At 38.0% G+C, this 19,543-nt stretch carries 13 protein-coding genes; 6 read left to right on the forward strand and 7 right to left on the reverse strand.

Features of this window, described 5'->3' with window-relative positions:
• Nucleotides 1–17 precede the first annotated feature (17 nt).
• Both HV560_RS00820 and HV560_RS00825 read right to left on the reverse strand, forming a co-directional pair.
• Nucleotides 18–284 carry a type II toxin-antitoxin system RelE/ParE family toxin gene (locus tag HV560_RS00820; RefSeq protein ID WP_176811942.1) on the reverse strand — a complete coding sequence of 89 codons (267 nt, stop codon included), beginning with the start codon at nucleotides 282–284 and terminating at the stop codon, nucleotides 18–20.
• Nucleotides 271–537, reverse strand: a complete 267-nt coding sequence (locus HV560_RS00825) for a type II toxin-antitoxin system RelB/DinJ family antitoxin (RefSeq protein ID WP_159628595.1) — start codon at nucleotides 535–537, stop codon at nucleotides 271–273. The genes HV560_RS00820 and HV560_RS00825 overlap by 14 nt, the downstream gene beginning before the upstream one ends.
• A gap of 163 nt (nucleotides 538–700) precedes the next feature.
• Between HV560_RS00825 and miaA the strand changes: the two genes are divergently transcribed.
• The 3 genes from miaA to hflX all read left to right on the forward strand — a co-directional run bounded on the left by miaA (nucleotide 701) and on the right by hflX (nucleotide 3,415).
• Nucleotides 701–1,654, forward strand: coding sequence for a tRNA (adenosine(37)-N6)-dimethylallyltransferase MiaA (gene miaA / locus HV560_RS00830; RefSeq protein WP_176812811.1), 954 nt, complete (start codon nucleotides 701–703; stop codon nucleotides 1,652–1,654).
• A gap of 70 nt (nucleotides 1,655–1,724) precedes the next feature.
• Nucleotides 1,725–2,000 (forward strand): RNA chaperone Hfq, encoded by a 276-nt coding sequence (gene hfq, locus HV560_RS00835; RefSeq protein ID WP_176811943.1) that lies wholly within the window; start codon nucleotides 1,725–1,727, stop codon nucleotides 1,998–2,000.
• A 20-nt stretch (nucleotides 2,001–2,020) separates the two neighbouring features.
• Nucleotides 2,021–3,415 (forward strand): ribosome rescue GTPase HflX, encoded by a 1,395-nt coding sequence (gene hflX / locus HV560_RS00840; RefSeq protein ID WP_176811944.1) that lies wholly within the window; start codon nucleotides 2,021–2,023, stop codon nucleotides 3,413–3,415.
• A 274-nt stretch (nucleotides 3,416–3,689) separates the two neighbouring features.
• Here the strand turns inward: hflX and HV560_RS00845 are convergent, their stop codons facing one another.
• From HV560_RS00845 to HV560_RS00860, 4 genes are all read right to left on the reverse strand, one after another.
• On the reverse strand, nucleotides 3,690–4,859 hold the full coding sequence (locus tag HV560_RS00845; RefSeq protein ID WP_176807431.1) for a beta-barrel domain-containing protein: 1,170 nt from the start codon (nucleotides 4,857–4,859) through the stop codon (nucleotides 3,690–3,692).
• Nucleotides 4,860–4,872: 13 nt separating this feature from the next.
• The gene (locus HV560_RS00850; RefSeq protein ID WP_176807432.1) at nucleotides 4,873–7,005 is read right to left on the reverse strand and encodes an ATP-binding cassette domain-containing protein; all 2,133 of its coding nucleotides are present in this window, start codon (nucleotides 7,003–7,005) and stop codon (nucleotides 4,873–4,875) included.
• A gap of 3 nt (nucleotides 7,006–7,008) precedes the next feature.
• Nucleotides 7,009–8,361, reverse strand: a complete 1,353-nt coding sequence (locus HV560_RS00855; RefSeq protein WP_238348723.1) for a TolC family protein — start codon at nucleotides 8,359–8,361, stop codon at nucleotides 7,009–7,011.
• A gap of 79 nt (nucleotides 8,362–8,440) precedes the next feature.
• On the reverse strand, nucleotides 8,441–15,265 hold the full coding sequence (locus tag HV560_RS00860; protein ID WP_176811946.1) for an Ig-like domain-containing protein: 6,825 nt from the start codon (nucleotides 15,263–15,265) through the stop codon (nucleotides 8,441–8,443).
• Between the two features lie 68 nt (nucleotides 15,266–15,333).
• On the opposite strand from HV560_RS00860, the gene HV560_RS00865 reads away from it, so the two are divergent.
• The 3 genes from HV560_RS00865 (at nucleotide 15,334) to HV560_RS10415 (ending at nucleotide 18,364) form a co-directional block, all read left to right on the forward strand.
• Entirely contained in the window at nucleotides 15,334–15,495 is a 162-nt protein-coding gene (locus HV560_RS00865; protein WP_176811947.1) for a hypothetical protein, read from the forward strand.
• A gap of 43 nt (nucleotides 15,496–15,538) precedes the next feature.
• Entirely contained in the window at nucleotides 15,539–18,118 is a 2,580-nt protein-coding gene (locus HV560_RS00870; RefSeq protein WP_176811948.1) for a hypothetical protein, read from the forward strand.
• Nucleotides 18,119–18,238: 120 nt separating this feature from the next.
• On the forward strand, nucleotides 18,239–18,364 hold the full coding sequence (locus tag HV560_RS10415; protein ID WP_256437766.1) for a hypothetical protein: 126 nt from the start codon (nucleotides 18,239–18,241) through the stop codon (nucleotides 18,362–18,364).
• Here HV560_RS10415 and HV560_RS00875 read toward each other — a convergent pair.
• A complete protein-coding gene (locus HV560_RS00875; protein WP_176811949.1) occupies nucleotides 18,361–19,446 on the reverse strand; it encodes a hypothetical protein in 1,086 nt (361 codons plus the stop codon). The two genes, HV560_RS10415 and HV560_RS00875, sit on opposite strands and share 4 nt — an antisense overlap.
• Nucleotides 19,447–19,543 lie beyond the last annotated feature (97 nt).

Genomic DNA, 19,543 nt, shown 5'->3' on the forward strand with positions numbered 1-19,543 from the left:
AGGGCAACTCTCGCCCTTTATCCAAATAAATTAGAATGACTACCTATTCTCAACAATTCTAATTTATCATCAATCTTTCGATAAATCAGCACTAAATCAGGCTGAATATGGCAATCCCGAAAACCTTTCCATTCGCCTGTTAATGCGTGATCGCAATATTTCTCAGGTAATGGCTTATCGTTGATGAGAAAATAGAGTGCTTCAATCAGCGAAGAAGATAATGTATCAACGGTACACTTTTTATAGTCTCGTTTAAAAGCGTTACTATACTCAATCTCTCGCATTAAGTTGCTCCATTAAATCAGCAATGTTTTTAGCTGGATTTAATTTTTCATCTCCATTTCTAACCGCTTTTAATACTTCTGCTGTTTCTACGTTAGGCTGATAGTCAAACTGAAAACGTTTTTCCGTCGCAATTTTTGCTAATGTCATTCGCATAACATCAGAAACCGTCAAACCAATTCCAGCTAAAACTTCGCTTGCCTGCTCTTTAATTTCAGGGCTAATTCTTACGCTAACTAATGCACTATTTGCCATAGAAAACCTCTTTCTTGTAAATCAAATGATATACAATATGATAGCATTTATAAAAATTTGTTCAATGAATAGTTTAATTTTATGACTATGTGGCGGAGCCTAAACTTAGGCTTAAATGTGCTATACTGATTTAAAAGAATTAACTATTCAGCTTAATAATAAAATGACTCAAAAACCCCTCGCCCTTTTTTTAATGGGACCAACTGCCTCAGGCAAAACAGATTTAGCCATCGCTCTCAGACAGGAATTGCCTGTTGAAGTCATTAGTGTCGATTCCGCCTTGATTTACAAAGGAATGGATATTGGTACAGCAAAACCCAATAAGGCAGAATTAGCATTAGCTCCGCACCGCTTGATTGATATTTTAGATCCTGCAGAAAGCTATTCCGCAATGAATTTTCATAGTGATGCATTACATGAAATGGCAGAGATTACCGCACAAGGCAAAATTCCGCTCTTGGTTGGTGGCACAATGCTTTACTACAAAGCCTTATTGGAAGGGCTTTCGCCGTTGCCATCTGCTGATCCCAATATTCGTGCTGAAATTGAAGCAAGCGCGGAACAACACGGCTGGGCGGTTTTGCACCAAGAATTAGTAAAAATCGACCCTGTCGCGGGAGCAAGAATTAACCCCAATGACAGCCAGCGTATTAACCGTGCCCTAGAGGTGTTTTACATCACCGGCAAAACAATGACGGAGCTCACCGCCAAACAAGGCGAGGCGTTACCATATCATATTCTACAGTTTGCGATTGCCCCCAAAGAGAGAGCCGTGTTACATCAACGTATTGAGCAACGTTTTCACAAAATGATTGACTTGGGCTTTGAAGAGGAGGTCAAGCGGTTATTTTTACGTCAAGATTTGCATATTAATCTGCCGTCCATTCGTTGTGTGGGCTATCGCCAAATATGGGAGTATTTGCAAGGCGATATTTCCCTTGATGAAGCGATTTTTAAAGGTATTTGTGCCACACGCCAATTAGCAAAACGCCAAATGACTTGGCTTCGGAGCTGGCAAGGTGAACTCACCTGGCTAGATAGCCTAGATCCGATCAGCTCTAAAGCAAAAATGGTCGAAAAGATCGATGATTATTTAAAGAATTGTGATAATATTTAAACGCCTCAGCACTTATTACGATATTTGCTGTCCTAGTATTCATCACACAACTATAAAAAAGGAAAGAAAAATGGCAAAAGGTCAATCTTTACAAGATCCATATTTGAATGCACTTCGCCGTGAGCGTATTCCTGTTTCAATTTATTTAGTTAACGGTATTAAATTACAGGGTCAGATTGAGTCGTTCGACCAATTCGTCATTTTACTAAAAAACACGGTCAGCCAAATGGTATATAAACACGCGATTTCAACCGTTGTACCTGCTCGAGCGTTATCGCACAGCAGTAATAACCCCCATCATCAACACGCTCAAGCTGCAACAGAAGCAGCTGAACAAACGGAATAATCAACATTACTAATCAAAAAATGTTAAACGAATCATCGCCAAACTCAGAAGAAAATTCTGCGTTTGGCTTTGCTTTATCTGAAGCAAGCCAAATTTCAGAAATAAGTGAAACAACAAAAGACAAAGCAATCCTAGTCCATCTCTATCTCGGTCAGCATAAAGACACAGAAAACCTACTTGAATTTCAAACATTGGTAGAATCTGCTGGCGTGGAAATACTAGCAACGCTGACTACAACTCGCCCAAACCCTCATATCAAGTATTATGTTGGGCAAGGAAAAGCAGAAGAAATTGCAGAAACGGTGGAACAACTTGGAGCTTCTGTTGTGCTGGTTAATCATCAACTTAGCCCTGCTCAAACACGTAATTTACAATCATTATGTGGCTGTCGTGTAGTAGATAGAACAGGTTTAATCCTTGATATATTTGCCCAACGAGCCCGATCCCATGAAGGCAAATTACAGGTAGAACTCGCACAACTTCGTCATTTATCTACTCGCTTAGTTCGCCGTGTAACTCACCAAGATCAACAAAAAGGCGGTTCTGTCGGCTTACGAGGCCCAGGTGAAACACAGCTCGAAACCGATCGCCGTTTGATCAAAGTACGTATCCAACAGCTTTTAAATCGTTTAGAAAAAGTAAACAAGCAACGAGAGCAAAACCGAAAAACACGCCAAAAAGCGGATATTCCAACAGTATCTCTTGTTGGCTATACCAATGCAGGAAAATCTACTCTATTTAACACTATTACCCAAGCTGGCGTTTATGCGGCTGATCAACTTTTCGCCACACTCGATCCAACTCTACGTCGTATTCAAATACAAGATGTCGGAACAACTATTCTTGCTGATACAGTTGGTTTTATCCGTTTTCTGCCGCATGATTTAGTATCAGCTTTCAAATCCACTCTACAAGAAACAACAGAAGCTACTTTACTTTTACACATTATTGACGGTTCAGACGATCGCAAAAATGAAAATATTGATGCAGTAAATCAAGTACTTGATGAAATTGAAGCATTGGAGATCCCAACACTTCTGGTCTTTAATAAGATAGATAAGTTAGCAGGCGTTGAGCCACATATCGAACGTAATGATGACGGTACAGCAACTGCAGTCTATTTGTCTGCCCAAGAAAATAGTGGCATTGAGCTATTATTTCAAGCTATACAGGAGAGACTGAGAAGTAATTTAGTTCATGAAACGCTACTACTACCTGTTACAGCAGGTGCAATTTATGCTCAACTTAAAGCTGAAGATTGCATTAAAGCAGAACATTTTAATGATTTTGGCGAACGCATCATCTCTATCCAAGTCAATGAAATACAATGGAATAAGTGGCTAAAGCAGTTCCCCGCACTTTTAGAATATGTGGAATTAGCAAAATGGGAAAAGCCACAAGCTAAGATACTCTAAGAGAAAATCCTTTTTTAAAGATGATGAATCCTAAAATTTATAGCTCTGCACCATTGACAAATGGTGCAGGTTTTTTATGAATAACTACAATACAAGCGGTCAAAAATGAGCAATTTTCTACCAAACAAGCCTCACCCTCATTTCGTTATTTGTATCGCCGAATGTGTAGCGTAAAATCAAAAGGACTGAACTCTGTATAATACAAAGCACAGTCCTTGAATAAAACAGCCTAACTTTTTAGAGCAGATAGATAAGCGTTTTTTATTAATCTATACTAAATAGTTGCTAACGCATCCCTTGCTTTGAGAATTGGTCTAAAAATGTAGTCGATAATTCTCATATGACCAGCTTCTAATTCAGCTTCTACTAGCATACCAGTTCGAATATCCAAGCCCTTTTTCTGCCATTGTTTTAATGAGTCAGGCGAGATTTCTAAAGAAACTACATAGCTAGGAGGAGCATTTCTCTCCTCTTTATTAGGCACGGTATCTGCACCAATTTTAACAACCTTACCTAGCATAGTGCCATAAATACTATAATCATAAGCAGTTAATTTAAGAGAGGCTCTCATACCAGGCACTACATAACCAATATCTTTTGGTGTTACACGAGCTTCCACTAGCAAATTACCATTATTTGGAACAATCTCTAAAATAGTTTGTCCAGGGTTAACTACAGAACCTATCGTATTGAAGTGAATAAGATTTACTGTTCCACTAGAAGGCGAAACAATTGTTGCTCTATCTATCTGATCTTGAACGGTCTTAATACTCTCATTAGCTAAGGCTAATTGGGATACAGCTTCTGATAGCTCCTGTGCCCTCTTTTTATGGGTATCGGAAAAATAATTTTCTTGCTCCGCCCTAATATTATTAAGTGCTTGTTGTAAAGCAATAATATCTCGCTTAGGCACTGCACCACTATTTTCAAATCGAGTAAGATTAGTTAGTTCTTTCTGTTTTAAAGAAATTTGAGATTCATAATTTCTCTCTCTTGTCAAATACTCCTCCACTTTTCTTGATAACAGGCTCTTTTCTGCTTCAACAAGATCAGGGTATGTATCCTGATAACCTTTTGGAATATCAAAAATTATTGCATTTTCAGATTCTGCTTGTAATCTCAATTTTCTTAATGTAAAAGTAGCAATTTTTTTCTCAATTTCTTCTAATTGGGCCTGATATCTTGTGGTATCAAGTTCAGCCAAAACTTGCCCTGCTTCTATATTATCGCCTTCACTCACATTAAGCTGAGTTAAAATCCCACCTTCTAAGTTTTGCACAATTTGAGTTCTCTCGTGAGATACAACTTTACCATTAGCTCTCACAACCCGACTAAATTGGGTTAAATACGACCACACGAGCAAAGCACTTAATAAGCACACAATTATCCAAAGCAATTTATTGCTTTTTTTAGGTGGTTTAATTTCTTTTGTTAAATCTCTCATATTCAAACCTTAATTATTTTTGAGGTGGCTGATTGGTTTGAGCCTGTTGAATTCTATTTAATACTTCATCTCTCGGACCATCAGCAATCACGTAACCATCAGCAATGACGATAATACGATCAACCATCGCTAAAATGGGCATTCTATGTGTCACTGTAATGAATGTTTTATCCTTAGAAAAATTAGCTAAAGTATTGATAATAGAACCTTCTATATTAGGATCTAAACTTGCGGTTGGTTCATCAAGTAATAAAATTTTACTCTCACTTAATAGCATTCTAGCAAGCTGAACACTCTGTTTTTGTCCAACAGACAATCCTCTCCCACCATCTTTAATCATTAAATCTAAACCGTGTGGGTGAGAAGTTAAAAAGTTAGCCAACCCTGTTTGAGATAGAACCCCCATAATTTGTTGATCGCTAATATTTAGATTATTAAAAGTTAAATTCTGTCTTAACGTACCACTAAATAATTGAATTTCCTGATTAATCACCGAGATAGCATTTCTAATATCGTTACTATATATCTGGCGAATATCTATTCCGTCAATTTTTACTTCACCTGAATTAGGATACTGCAAACCTGATAATAAACGTAAGAAAGTTGATTTGCCAGAACCGTTCGGACCCAAAATACCAATCTTCTCACCTGGTCTAATCACAAGATTTTGAATCTGTAAGGCAGGTTTAGAATCTCTATCATATTGATAACTTACATTTCTTAGCTCGAAAAATCCTCTAATATTTTGACGGCGTAATTTCTGCTGATCTACAGGATCATCTTGCTCTGATTCAGCAATCAAATCTAACTCTTTAAGTGAAGATTTCACTTGAGCCCATCGAATTAAAAGTGAGCTTAAACGAGCAATAGGCGCAAGCGTACGAGAAACAAGAATACTCATTGCAATAATTGCCCCCATCGTCATTTTGCCATCAAAAGCATAATAAACCGCAGTAGATACTGTTAATACATAAGCAATTTGCTGAACACTTGCCGCCCATTGGGTTAAATTAGAGACCAAAGACCGCTGACGCATTGAAATATTAGCAATAATTTCACTAATATCATCCCATTGTTGAGTAAAGAAACGCTGTGATTTTGTTACTTTAATCACATCTAATTGGTAACTTACCTCGTTAAATAAACGGTTAGCAGCGGTACGTGAACCTAATGTTTCTTTTACGATATCCATCATTTTCTTTCTAAACAAGATAGGTGGAATAACCATAAATAACATTGCAATAATAGAAACCCACACAACATTACCGCCTATTGCATATATAACAAAGATAAATAACAATACAAACGGAATATCCACTAAAGAGCCGACAGCTGCTTCAGTAAAAAACTCACGAATAGAGTTAAAATCTCGTATCATTTGGCTTAAATGATTCGGTGTTGGTGTATCATTCTTCAACCTCAAACCTAATAAGCGACGTAACAATAAGCTAGTTGCTTGAATATCAATACGCTTACCGCTAAAGTCTAATAAATGCGATCGGATAATTCTAAGTGTAGCTTCTAATGCAAAAGCAATCATTACCCCAATTAGTAATGCCCACAGCGTTTCTTCAGACTTATTCGGAATAACTCTGTCATAAACCTGTAATGAGAAGAAAGAAGTAATTAACGCTAAGATATTAGCAAAAAGAGAAGCAATCAATACTTTAGTAAATACACCTTTTTCTAAAGAGAATATAGACCAAAACCAATGCTTCTTCTCAACAGGGATAGACTGTTCTAAGTAAATTCGATCAATTTGCTTTCTAATAACGAGTGCAGGCAAACTGATTAAAGAAAGCAAATTCTCTACTTTTAACTCGATTGTTTCACCAAAATTAACTGACGCTAAAGAAATAATATTATTAACAGGGTTTATATCTGTAATTACAGCATATTTACATTGAGAATCTTCTTTTTTCAATTCAATAATGCAAGGTACGGGCAAATTCAATAAGTCTTTATCAGTTAAACCGATATCTAATTGAAAATCCTCATTAAATTTCGCATTATTTTTCACATCAACAAAAGATTTTAGTTCTGCTAACTCATCAACAATTAGCTCAACCCCAATCCAATTTGCTTGAATTTTAATTGCTTCTGGTAAAGTTAAATACCAATTAGGCGTTACGTTATTCTTATCCATTTTCTACTCTGATATGTTAAAGATAGACCCATTCGTGATACGAATTTTGCTTGCTTTCAAATTTAGTAATTGAGCTTGCAACGAAATTAATTGCTGACGGGTTTGCAGTAAAGTTCTATAAGCAGATAGACCGTCAGATAATGTTGCCGAGCCTGCTTCAAATTCCGAACCAAACACTTTTATCGCACTCACTCCCTTTTTTTCTAACCCTATAAGAGTATTTTTATTATTATTTAAACGATTAGTTTCTAATTCAATTCGTTTATTTTCATTATTTAACTGAGTTTGAATTTGTGTAACTTTTCTTTCTGTTGCCTTATAAGCGGATTCAGCCGCATTAACAGTTGCAGATCGGGCAAAAACAGAGGTAGGTAATTGAAAAGAAACCCCAACGTTACGAATAGAATTTCCGTTGGTAGCCTTACCCACTTCCCCATCTAACACTAAGTGTGGGTAAATATCACTTTTGGCCTGCTGAAATTGAGCAAACGCAATCTCTTTGTTAATTTCTGCTTGTCTTAATTGCAACGATTCATTACCCAAATCTGGTAGAATCTGAGAAGTTATACTATATAAACTAGGGATATCATTTAATGTTATTGGCGACATCAATTTTGCAGACAATAAATCTAAATTTAAAGCAATTTCGATATTGATAGCCTCTAACTCAGATTTCAGCTCAGCCAGCCTAAGATTTAACGTATTCGATTCTGATACACTAGAAACACCCGCATTAAATCTCACATCAGCAAAGCCTGATAACTTAGAAATAGAGGCAATTGACTCACGTAATAATCGACTATTTTCAACTAATGAAGAAATTTTAACTACCGATTCAACGGTAGAAGCCATTACTTCTCTCTCTTCAATAAGAAAGTCTAATTGAGAATTATCAATCCCAAGCTCACCTTGTTTCTCTTTATGTTTTGACGAGCCAAAATCCCATACTGTATAGCTTGCCTTTGCACCAATATAAGGAGTTGTTCGGCTGTAATAACGAGCAACAGGCTGAATAGTCGGATAGTTATTTTTATGTATAATCTCTGCTTCTGCCCTCCTCTGCTCAATCACACTCGGTAATGAAGAAATTCTATGGTTATATTCTAAAGCAGAGTTAATAATAGATAAAAAGGAGCGATAATTTTTGGTTGGTATAGATTCCGTGTTTTCCAGATTCAGATTAGTAGTTACAAGAGGGATTGCAGATACAGATACAGATACAGATACAGATGAAATTACGCCAACATTACCAGCACTGCAACTTGAACAAGATTGACTACTAACTTCAAAATCATTTTGATTTTGGCTACAAGCACTTAGAAAAGCCGAAGAGCCCACCAATAAAAGTTTTTTCATAAACATAAATGAGTTACATCACAACACAAAAGATAGATTATTTTTATATTAATTTAATAATCTAAAAAAAAATAGTGTTTTATATATAAATTTGCAAGAAAGTGAAAAAAAACACATTTGTTATATACTTCTGATAATGGATCTTATCGGCAGTGCCATCACCGTTGTTATCGTACTCGATTTTGGTTTGACGGTTATAGTCGTTGTAGTCATATTTCTCAATAATATCAAGACCTTGTACTTCCTGACCATTGATGGTTTGCTTTGAACCAGTCTCAGTTTTATTGTCGGTATTCACATATTTTGCCGTTGTGAGATACTCGGTAATTGTGCCATTTTCTACTTTGGTCGTTGCAGCTTTGTACTCAAAGTGTTCCACTTTATCAAAGTGTGACTCGTCTAATTTCCAAGCATTTTTATTTCCTGGAACTTTCTCTGTCACTCCATTTGCATCGTTGTCGTACTCAATCTTAATAGGATTTGGGTTATCTCTATCTTTATCGGAATAAGTATATTTTTCTGCACGGTCAATTTTGCCATCTGCATTGTCGTCATAGAAAGCAAATGTTTTTTGACCTTTGTCGTTGTATTCAAAGTAGGCACGAGCATCGTCTTTACCTGTTGCATCATTGTTGTATGCAATTTGGGTTTCTAATACGACGTCTTTAGTTTGTTCTACACCAGTTTTACTTTTAACGGTTAGTTTTTTGGTTACAAAAGCTTCAATGGTTTCATATTTATCAATACCATTTTTGCCATCTTGGCTAGAACCTGTGTTAGATTTTGCATCTAAGTCGTATAGGCGTTTTTTCAGATTACCTTGCGTATCGTATATGAAGTAGGTGTGTTGGTCTGCTCCTTTTACATCAAGGTCTTTACCACCGTTTGGTACGCTCATATTACCTTCGCCATTCGCGATATCGCTAGCTTCTAAATAATGGTCGATTTGAACAACTTTAGCGTCAGAATTTACTTCTTTAGTTCTTTCGTTAAGCGTTGGTTTTGTTTGGTAAGTTGCTACTTCTGCGGTGTCTACTTTGCCATCGTGGTTGCTGTCAGAGTAAGTTGACACTTTTTTATCATTTTGCACTACAGCTGTTAACGGGTCTGATAAGTCAGGTAAGCGAATTGGATTTGCTTCAGTTTCATTGCCTTTCGCATCTTTCGCTATAACTACAACATTTTCAGGTGCTGTTGCAGGAACTTTGACTGAGAATGAGCCATTTTCTTGAACAGTCGCTTTTGCGATCACGTCATTACTACCTGGTGCTCTCACTTCAATAATTGAACCAGCTTCACCTTTACCTGTAATTTCATTACCTTCTTTGTTTATTTTAACCTCAGTAAGTGCCTTAGGTGGCATCACGTCTGGTGCAACGATTGTACCTTTCGTCGTTTGACCTGCTTTATCGGTTACTTCAACGGTTAAGGTTTCGCCGTTTTTCGCCTTGTCAGTCTCGGTTAATTTAATGCTGTACGCACCTTCCTCATTTGCTTCACCTTCACCAATTTTTTTGTCTGTTGCATCTTTGATAACAACAGTTGCACCTGGCTCAGTCGTACCTGAAATGGTTACTGTATCGTTAGCCTTATCTGCAGATGACTTAGTATTTTGTGCATCTGGTGTTGGTGGTGGGGTAATATCAATTGCCTTGATCGTCCCTTTTGTCGTTTGACCTGCTTTATCGGTTACTTCAATGGTTAAGGTTTCGCCGTTTTTCGCATTATTAGCATCATTTAACGTAATGTCGTAATCACCTTCTTGGTTTGCTGTCGCACCGCCAATTTCTTTATCATTTTTGTCTTTGATAACAACAGTTGCACCTGGCTCAGTTTTACCTTTTACAGTTACTGAACCATTTTCGTTGTTTTTAACCACAGTATTGTCTACAGTTGGTATTGATGGTTTGGTAATATCAGGTGCAGTAATCGTACCTGTTACTGTGTTGTTACCTTTATCGGTTACTTCAACGGTTAAGGTTTCGCCGTTTTTCGCATTGTCGGTCTCGGTTAGTTCAACGTTGTATTTACCTTCGTTATTTGCTTTACCTTTACCGATTTCTTTGCCTTTTGCATCTTTGATAACAACATCCGCACCTGGCTCAGTAGTACCTGAGATGGTTACTTTACCGTTAGTTTTATCTGCAGATGAAGTGGTGTTTTCTGCAGTTGGTGTTGATGGTTCGCTAATATCAGGTGCAGTAATCGTACCTGTTACTGTGTTGTTACCTTTATCGGTTACTTCAACGGTTAAGGTTTCGCCGTTTTTCGCATTGTCGGTCTCGGTTAGTTCAACGTTGTATTTACCTTCCTCATTTGCTTTACCTTTACCGACTTCTTTGCCTTTTGCATCTTTGATAACAACATCCGCACCTGGCTCAGTAGTACCTGAGATGGTTACTTTACCGTTAGTTTTATCTGCAGATGAAGTGGTGTTTTCTGCAGTTGGTGTTGATGGTTCGCTAATATCAGGTGCAGTAATCGTACCTGTTACTGTGTTGTTACCTTTATCGGTTACTTCAACGGTTAAGGTTTCGCCGTTTTTCGCATTGTCGGTCTCGGTTAGTTCAACGTTGTATTTACCTTCCTCATTTGCTTTACCTTTACCGACTTCTTTGCCTTTTGCATCTTTGATAACAACATCCGCACCTGGCTCAGTAGTACCTGAGATGGTTACTTTACCGTTAGCCTTATCTGCAGATGAAGTGGTGTTTTCTGCAGTTGGTGTTGATGGTTCGCTAATATCAGGTGCAGTAATCGTACCTGTTACTGTGTTGTTACCTTTATCGGTTACTTCAACGGTTAAGGTTTCGCCGTTTTTCGCATTGTCGGTCTCGGTTAGTTCAACGTTGTATTTACCTTCCTCATTTGCTTTACCTTTACCGACTTCTTTGCCTTTTGCATCTTTGATAACAACATCCGCACCTGGCTCAGTAGTACCTGAGATGGTTACTTTACCGTTAGCCTTATCTGCAGATGAAGTGGTGTTTTCTGCAGTTGGTGTTGATGGTGGGGTAACATCAAATACTGTGATAGGCGCTGTGGTTGTTGTGCCAGCAGAATCTTTCACATTCACATTGATCGTTTCACCGTTAGTTTTCGGTGGATTTAATGGAATATTATATTCACCTTTTTCATTTGCTACCGCATTGCCTAATTCATTACCTTGTTTATCAGTAACTGTTACGGTTGCACCTGGTTTGGTTGTGCCACTTACTGAAGCCCCATTTTTGTTCACCGTGGCAGTTGTGCCTTCACCATTATTTTCAGTTTTATCAGCTGAACCGTCAGCATTATTGCTGATAGTTGTTGAGCTACCGTCTGGTCGCTTAGTTTCAACTGACTTAGATCCGTCTTTTTTAGATGTGGTTGTTTCTTCATTACCTTTGCCATCAGCTTTAGTAATTGAAGTTGTTCCGTCAACCGCATTTTGAGTTTCAGATGTAGAACTACCGTTAGTATGTTTCGTTGTCGTTGTCGTTACATCTACATTACCATCAGCATTATTATCTTCTTTTGTGACAATAGTCGTTGTGCCATCTTGGTTTTTTGTTTCCTCAGTGGTCGTGATAGCTTCTGGTTTGCCATTTTGATCTTTATCAACTTCTTTCGTTGAAACGGTATTACCGTTTTTATTTTTTTCAGTAGTGATTGTAGTATCTAAAATGCCATTACCATCAGTATCTTTCTTCTCTACTGTTGTCTCTACAACGGCTGAACCTTCTGGATGCTTGGTGGTAGTAATTTCGCTCTCTGCTTTACCATCTTCATTTTCATCTTTCGTTTCAGTAGTGACTTCAGTACCATCTGATTTAGTCACAACTTTTGTTGTGCTTTCGACGATGCCGTCTTGGTCTTTATCTACTTTTGTTTCAGATGATGTTTTTTTACCGTTGTTAGATTCAGTTGTAGTAATTGTGCCTTTACCGTCGTCTTCAATAGTTGAAGATGTGTTGTCTGGACGATCGATAGTCGTTGTTTTGCTACCGTTATCACGCGTTACTTCGGTGGACTTAGTTACATTACCTTCTTTGTCTTTTTCGGTTTTGATTACTATGCCTTGACCATTATCTTCAGTAGTTGAAGTTGAGCCATCTTGGTTTTTCACACTTTCTGTTGAGCTGCCACCAGGGCGTTTAGTTGTCGTGATTGTACTATCTACAATACCGTCAGAATTTTTATCTACTTCTTCAGTAATGATAGTGGTATTATCTGGTTTTTTCTCTTCAACCTTGGTGCTTTCTGGATTACCATCAGCATCTTTATCTACGACTGTTTTAGTTGAAGTGGTTTTACCGTCTTTGGTTTTTTCGATAGTCGTTTTAGTATCTAATGTACCATCGCCATTGGTATCTTCTTTTTTCTCAACAGTTGAGGTATCATCAGGACGAGTTGTGGTCATCGTTTCACTATCGGCTTGTCCATTAGAGTCTTTATCTGCTTTTTCTGTAGTTACTTTTGTACCATCAGTTTTAGTTTCAGTTTTAACTACGCTTTCTGGATTACCATCTTTGTTCGCATCAATAACAGTTTCTGTAGAAGTAACCTTGTTATCTTTGCCTTTTTCAGTTGTAGTGACAACACCTTTTCCGTTATCTTGTGTTGTGGAACTAGTACCATCAGTATTTTTTGTTTCAGATGTTGAGCTGCCGTCCGCATTTTTTTGCGTTTCAGTTTTTGAAATTACGTCACCATCTTTACCTTTTTGGATGCTTGTTGTCGTTGTACCGCCTTTACCATCTGGTTTGGTCGTACTCTCAGTTTTACCTGTTGCATTACCATTAGAATCCTTATGCACAGTATGAGAAATTAAGCCGCCTTTACCGTCTGGAGTAGTAGTTGTCTCACTTGTACCTGTTACTGTTCCGTTTTCGTCTTTATGCTTAACTTTTTCAATTTTTGTACCGTTTGCTTGAGTCTCGCTTTCAGCTACGCTATCTACTTTACCATCAGAGTTGTTGTCTTTAGTTACTGTCGTTTTGGTGCTGCCGTCTGCTTGAGGCTCAACTTTAGTTACTGTTTCAGGGTTGCCATCAGTTGGAGATAAGTCAACGCTAGTTTCGGTAGAAATTACTTTACCGTTTTTGTCTTTCTCAGTGATAACTGTAGTATCTTGTGTACCGTCACCGTTTGTGTCAGTTTTAGTTACAGTTGTGCTAGTTCCATTTGAGTATTTAGTCTCAGATGTAGAATCACCATTTGGTTTTGTTTTGGTTTCTGTAGTTGCAATGATGTTATTGTTAGCATCTTTTTCTACAGCTGTAGCACTTGTACTACCGTCTTTGTTTGGTTTGGTTGTGGTAGTAACACTTGTACCATCTGCTTTCTCAGTAGTAGATACTGAAGAACCATTAGCTTTAGTTACTGTTGTTGTAGAGTCAGTTAGCTTACCACTAGGATCACGGTTTTCAATTGTAACTGTGCCTTTGCCGTTATCTTTTGTGATTGACGTTGAACCGTCTGGGCGAGTTGTATTAGCCACAGATGAGCCATCATCTTGAGTTACTTTATTGGTTGTAGCAACTACATCACCATTTTTATTTTTAGTAATAATGGTTGAGTTTGTTGAACCGTCTGGATTTGGTTTAGATACTGTAGTTGTAACTGTGGTACCATCTGCGTTTTCAGTTACAGATTGTGTTTCCCCACTCGGTTTTGTTTCTGTTCTGGTTGTACTATCTGTTTTTCCATCGCTGTTCAGATCTTCAGTTTTAGTTATAACTTTTGTACCGTCTGGTTTTGTTTCAGTTTTTATTGTCTCTTCTGAATTACCATCGTTATTTTTATCAATAGCATTTTCAGTAGAGGTGGTGTTGCCAGATTTATCTTTATTTACAGTTACAGATGTAGAACCGCCTTTTCCATCTGGTTTAGTTGTCGTGGTGTAGGTTTCTCCACTTGGTTTAGTTGTTGTACTTGTTATGATACCCTCTGAGTTTTTCTCAGTATGAATTTTCGTACCATCAGATTTAGTTTCTTGTTTGCTTGAAGTACCATCTAAGTTCTTAGTTTCAATTGAGGTGTTACCTTTGCCATCATCTTTGGTTGTGATGGTTGAACCGTCAGTTTTTTTCTCAGTAGTGATTTTTGAACCATCTGTGTTGGTTTCAGTCGTAATGATATTATCTTTTTTACCATCATTATTTGTATCACGGCTTTCAACAGTTTTTTTGTTGCCGTTTTTATCTGTTGTAGTTTCAACAGATTTATCAAATACACCGTTGTCTTTAGTGCTTTCTTCAACAGTTACAGTTTTGCTACCATCATTATTTTTTTGAGTAGTTACGATTTTTTCTATTTTACCGCTGTTATTCGCATCCGTTTTGCGAATTTCTTTCGTAATTTGACCGCTTGCATCACGATTAGTGATGACTTCAGTATCTAGTGTGCCATTATTATCACTATCTACACGTTCAGTAGTTGTTTTGCTATCGTCTGTTTTATTCGCTTTAGCTGGCGTTGATTTACTGCCTTTATCTGAAAGGATGAACATACCTGCTAATAATCCAGCAGATGCACCTATTACTTCCATAGTGTACGATTTGCCAGATACTGCGGTATTGGCTGTATTAGCTGATGCGTCATTAGCAGACAATAAAAGAACATCATTAGGCTGTGTACTTAGTGATGAGTAGGCATTGCTTAGCATACTTGCTGCTTCATCAGCACTTAGTTCTTTGATGCCAACGATAATACCATCATCACTAATCGTAAATTCTGCAACTTTATTGTTGCCTTCGTTAGTTAATAGAGTAGGTTTGTTAGGGAAATAGTTTTCTAAAGTAATAACACTACCGTTCGATAGATATACTTCTAAATTATTGCCAACTCTCACAGTTCGTTTAATCGCAACAGATTTTACAGGCAGTACAACTTTAGCCGATTGTCCGATATTAATGTTCATAATGAAATTCTCCACAGGGTTATGAATATTTTTTAAAGCTTCGATAATTAAAATAAAGCTCTATAATCTTGTTAGCATTAGCATTAGCATTAGCATTAGCATTAGCATTAGCATTAGCATTAGCATTAGCATTAGCATTAGCATTAGCATTAGCATTAGCATTAGCATTAGCATTAGCATTAGCATTAGCATTAGCATTAGCATTAGCATTAGCACACTACATGATATAAGATCCATTATCAGCAGTTTGATAGTCTAGGCAGGGTTCAGAAGGTGTTAGTGGACAATGATGCGAAAAAAACCACAGGTCATAATATCCACAAGGATAACGATGGTAAGCCAATTGAAGGTGTCGACAGAATCGAAACTTTCGGTCTTAACGACAAAGGTCAAACCTTGAGGGTTGAATACGACAACACCGGTAATGGCGAAACGAATTCCAAATCTTACCTTGTGTTAGACCAATATGCTCGTGCAGTGGCGAGATATACAGATAACGACAACACGGAAGGTACAGGTAAAACCATTAAAGTCACCATCGACGGTCAAGAGGTTGAGCTAAAAGGTGTCGATAGCTATGAAACCTACAAGCACAATGCAAACGGTCAAATCATCCGAATCAATCGTAACTTAAATGCGAGAGAGGCGGGCGATGGTGAAGCGTTTAAAAACGACAAAGGCTTTGAAGAAGTGGTTCACATCGAACGTGACGAATACGGACGTGAGAAAGGTCGTTACACCGATTTAGACAATAACGCTGAGACAGGCTCGGGTAATAAAGACAAAGAAGGCCAAGCAGACCAAGATGACGCTAAGAAGTTAAATGATGGTCGTACATTGAAAGGCGTAGACCGTTATGAAACGTATGAATACAACGAACTCGGGCAGGCTATTCAAATAAATAAAAACTTTGATGGAAAAGGTGAGTTTGATGAAATCGAATACCGTGATGTGGATAAAGCAAGCGGTCAAGTTAAGGGTGCTTATTACAACCGTGATAACGACATCAAAGATGGCAAAGCGTTAGAGAAGAAAACAGGCGAGACTATCACGCTAGATGATGGTAAACGTACTCTTGAAGGTATCGACAACTTTACCACTTATGAGCGTGATGGCCAAAACCGTGTGATTACTGAAAAATTCAACCTAGATGCGAAAGGCGGGGATGACCGTGTGTACCACTATGAGTTAGATGCAAACGGCAACCGTATTGGTGAATACCAAAACTTGGATAACGACACAACGCTAACGCTCGACAGTAAAAAGCAGGTCACAGGTACAGAGCATACACTAAAAGATGGACGTAAAATAACAGGTATCGAACGCGTTTACCTCAAAGAGTATGATGCAAATAATCATCTCATCAAACAAGAGCAAAACTTGGACGGTAAAGGCCATGCAGAAAACGTGAGCTACTATGTGCGTGATGCGTTAGGTCGTGAAGTTGCCCGTTACGACAACACGAATAACGACCGATTCAGTAATGGTAACGAAAACAAAACAGGGTCTAGCCATCAGATTAAACTCAATGGTGAAACAGTCACTGTAGAGGGTATTGATAGAATTATCAAAAACACATTCAATGCGTATAATAAGGCAGAAAAAACCGAAATCAATAACACGGGTGAAGCGGGCGATGACAAGTTTACTAATATCACAGAACGTGTTTACAACGGTCGTAATCAGCTTGAATCTGACGTCTCAACAGTGAAGACAGAAAGCGGCGAATTTGTACAATCTTCTGCCAATAAGTACACTTATGACAACTACGACCGTGTAGCAACGCGGAGCTTTGATACGGACTCTAAAAAAGAGGGGTTTGAGCGTATCGACACTTATCACAGAGATGTTTATGGTAGAGCTATCCGTGAAGATAAAAATTATACGAATGATACATTACCCATTAACGAATATACTATCCATGAGTTTGATTTATATGGCCGAGAGGTAGTAAGACGCACATTTGATAACCAAAATCATTTAATCTCCAAATTAGTGATGGAACGCAATATGTATGATCACGAAGTAAAACGCACAACTTATACTGCTGAAGATAAAATCAATATCTCACAGATTATCACACGTGATGAGTACGGCAGAATAGCTATTATAGGTCAAGATCGTGATCTAAATGGTGAGTTTGGCTTAGGCGATACTTGGAGAACGTATTTTTACGATGATGGTAAGGCTTATAAAATAATTGATAGGCAGGCAAATGGTAATGATAACGTAAACCTCTACTTCTATGATGATTTTAATAGACGTAATCTTATCGTAGCTGATGACAACAAGAATGATATTTTTGATGGTAATGATGTTAAAAGTATTATTACCTATCACGGTCAAACAAATTTTCAAGATACTCTCACTCAGTTTTCCGCAAAAGACGAAACAACACCAGTGAAAATCAATAAAGTCATTTACCTCAATGCAGGTGAGTCAGGTCAGATGTTAGGTTTTTTACACGCTTGGAATGGTAAAGATTTTACTGATCTAGCTTACAACGTATATGGCTCAGTGGTTTCTTCTACTGAAGACTACACCACTGAAAACTGGCAACGTTTCTTCGACAAAGTAGGTGGGCATATTGAGGTGATTAATATGTCTGATGCACGTGCCAAAACTGAGATTACGTTGGATAACGATGTACTAAGCAAAATCACGGGTTCACAGCTACGTATTGCAGGCGACAGTACCGATGTAGTCAATCTCAAAGATAGCCATGAGTTCAAGAAGTTGGATGGGACCAAAACCGTGGCTAACCAAGAGTACAATCAGTACACGACACAGGTAGATGGACACGACTACACCCTGTTAATTGATACTGATATTACAACCAACCTGCTCCCGTAGCCAATAACAAGCGGTCTGTTTTTGCTGGTAATTTGCAAAAGTAGCTGAAGCTGAGTTACTAAGTGGCTAAGCGACTATCAGAAACTACACCGCTTACCTTAAAAATAAAACCGCCTGACGATGTTTCTTCGTCAGGCGGTTTTTTATGACTGCGTTGCGGTGCTTTTTACACATTGTCAGCAAAAATCAACCGCTTGTATTGCCCCGAGTGGCGGGGCAAATCAGCAAGGAAGGCTATTTGCTTAAATAATTTCCGTCCCTGGGTGTGCAGCATCAAAGAGCTTGATGTCGGTATCGACCAATAACGTGTAGGTTTTGCCCTCAACCTCTGTGGTCAGTTTATCATAGGTGTTGCTGCCTATTTTCACTGTCTCTGGTGCTTTGGTGAATTCACCGTAGTCTTTGAGCTTGACTGTGTCAGTAGCGTCACCGTTGATCGCGAGTGTTAACTCAGGTGTTGACTTAGTGAGTTTCGCTAGCACGTCGTTATCTAAAGTGATTTCTGTGTTTTGAGTGGCATTCGACAAATTGATCTTCTCTAGTTTACCCTTTGCAAGTTCTAAGACTTTGTTGAAGCTGATATTGCCACCTGTATAATCTTCAACCGATGAACTAGGATTACCCCAGCCGTCGTAACTCAATGCTACAAATTCCTCTTTATTGTTAGATAATAAGCGAGCAATTATTTTGTTAGTATTATCACGATGGCCATAAATGGCATATTTCAAGTTGTCATCGCTACCTACATAATAATAGTTGATATATGTATTCGCTGTATCGTCACCATAAACGTATCTCGTATAATCTTCACCTTCGGAGATTTTACCATCATTATTATTATCTCTTAAGACTAAAATTCTTCGTCCAAAATCGTCATAATCGAATATCTCATAATAACTATCTTGTGATGGTTTGATGACTTTTTGACCTATCAATCTACCCGTAGCATCATCAGCACGCGTATATTCAAACTTGACATCGCCATTATCCCATTTGCCTAACACCCCTCTATCATCTGACTGGCGAATAGCCAGGCCACGAGCGTTATATTCATAAGATCTAGTCCACATGGCATTACCCTCTTTATCTAAAAAGAAATGCTTAGAAGTACGACCATAAATATCAAACTCATAAGCCGTTTGGGAGGTAACGGTGCCATCTGAAGTATGCTGAATTATCTTATTGTTTTGTCCATAATGATTACGATCGTAAGTAGTATATCCATCAATATCACCACCTTGACCAACAATGTCATTATCAGTGCGAACAGTTCTACCATAAACATCTCTATGATAAGTTTCTACCCGTTCAAAACCTTGTTTTGTCAAGTCCGTATCAAAGCTCCGCGTTGCTACGCGGTCATAGTTGTCATAAGTGTACTTATTGCACCTTATCGATAGATTTTATAGATTGATTATATGTTTT

This window comes from Mannheimia pernigra, assembly GCF_013377995.1.
Classification (GTDB): domain Bacteria; phylum Pseudomonadota; class Gammaproteobacteria; order Enterobacterales; family Pasteurellaceae; genus Mannheimia; species Mannheimia pernigra.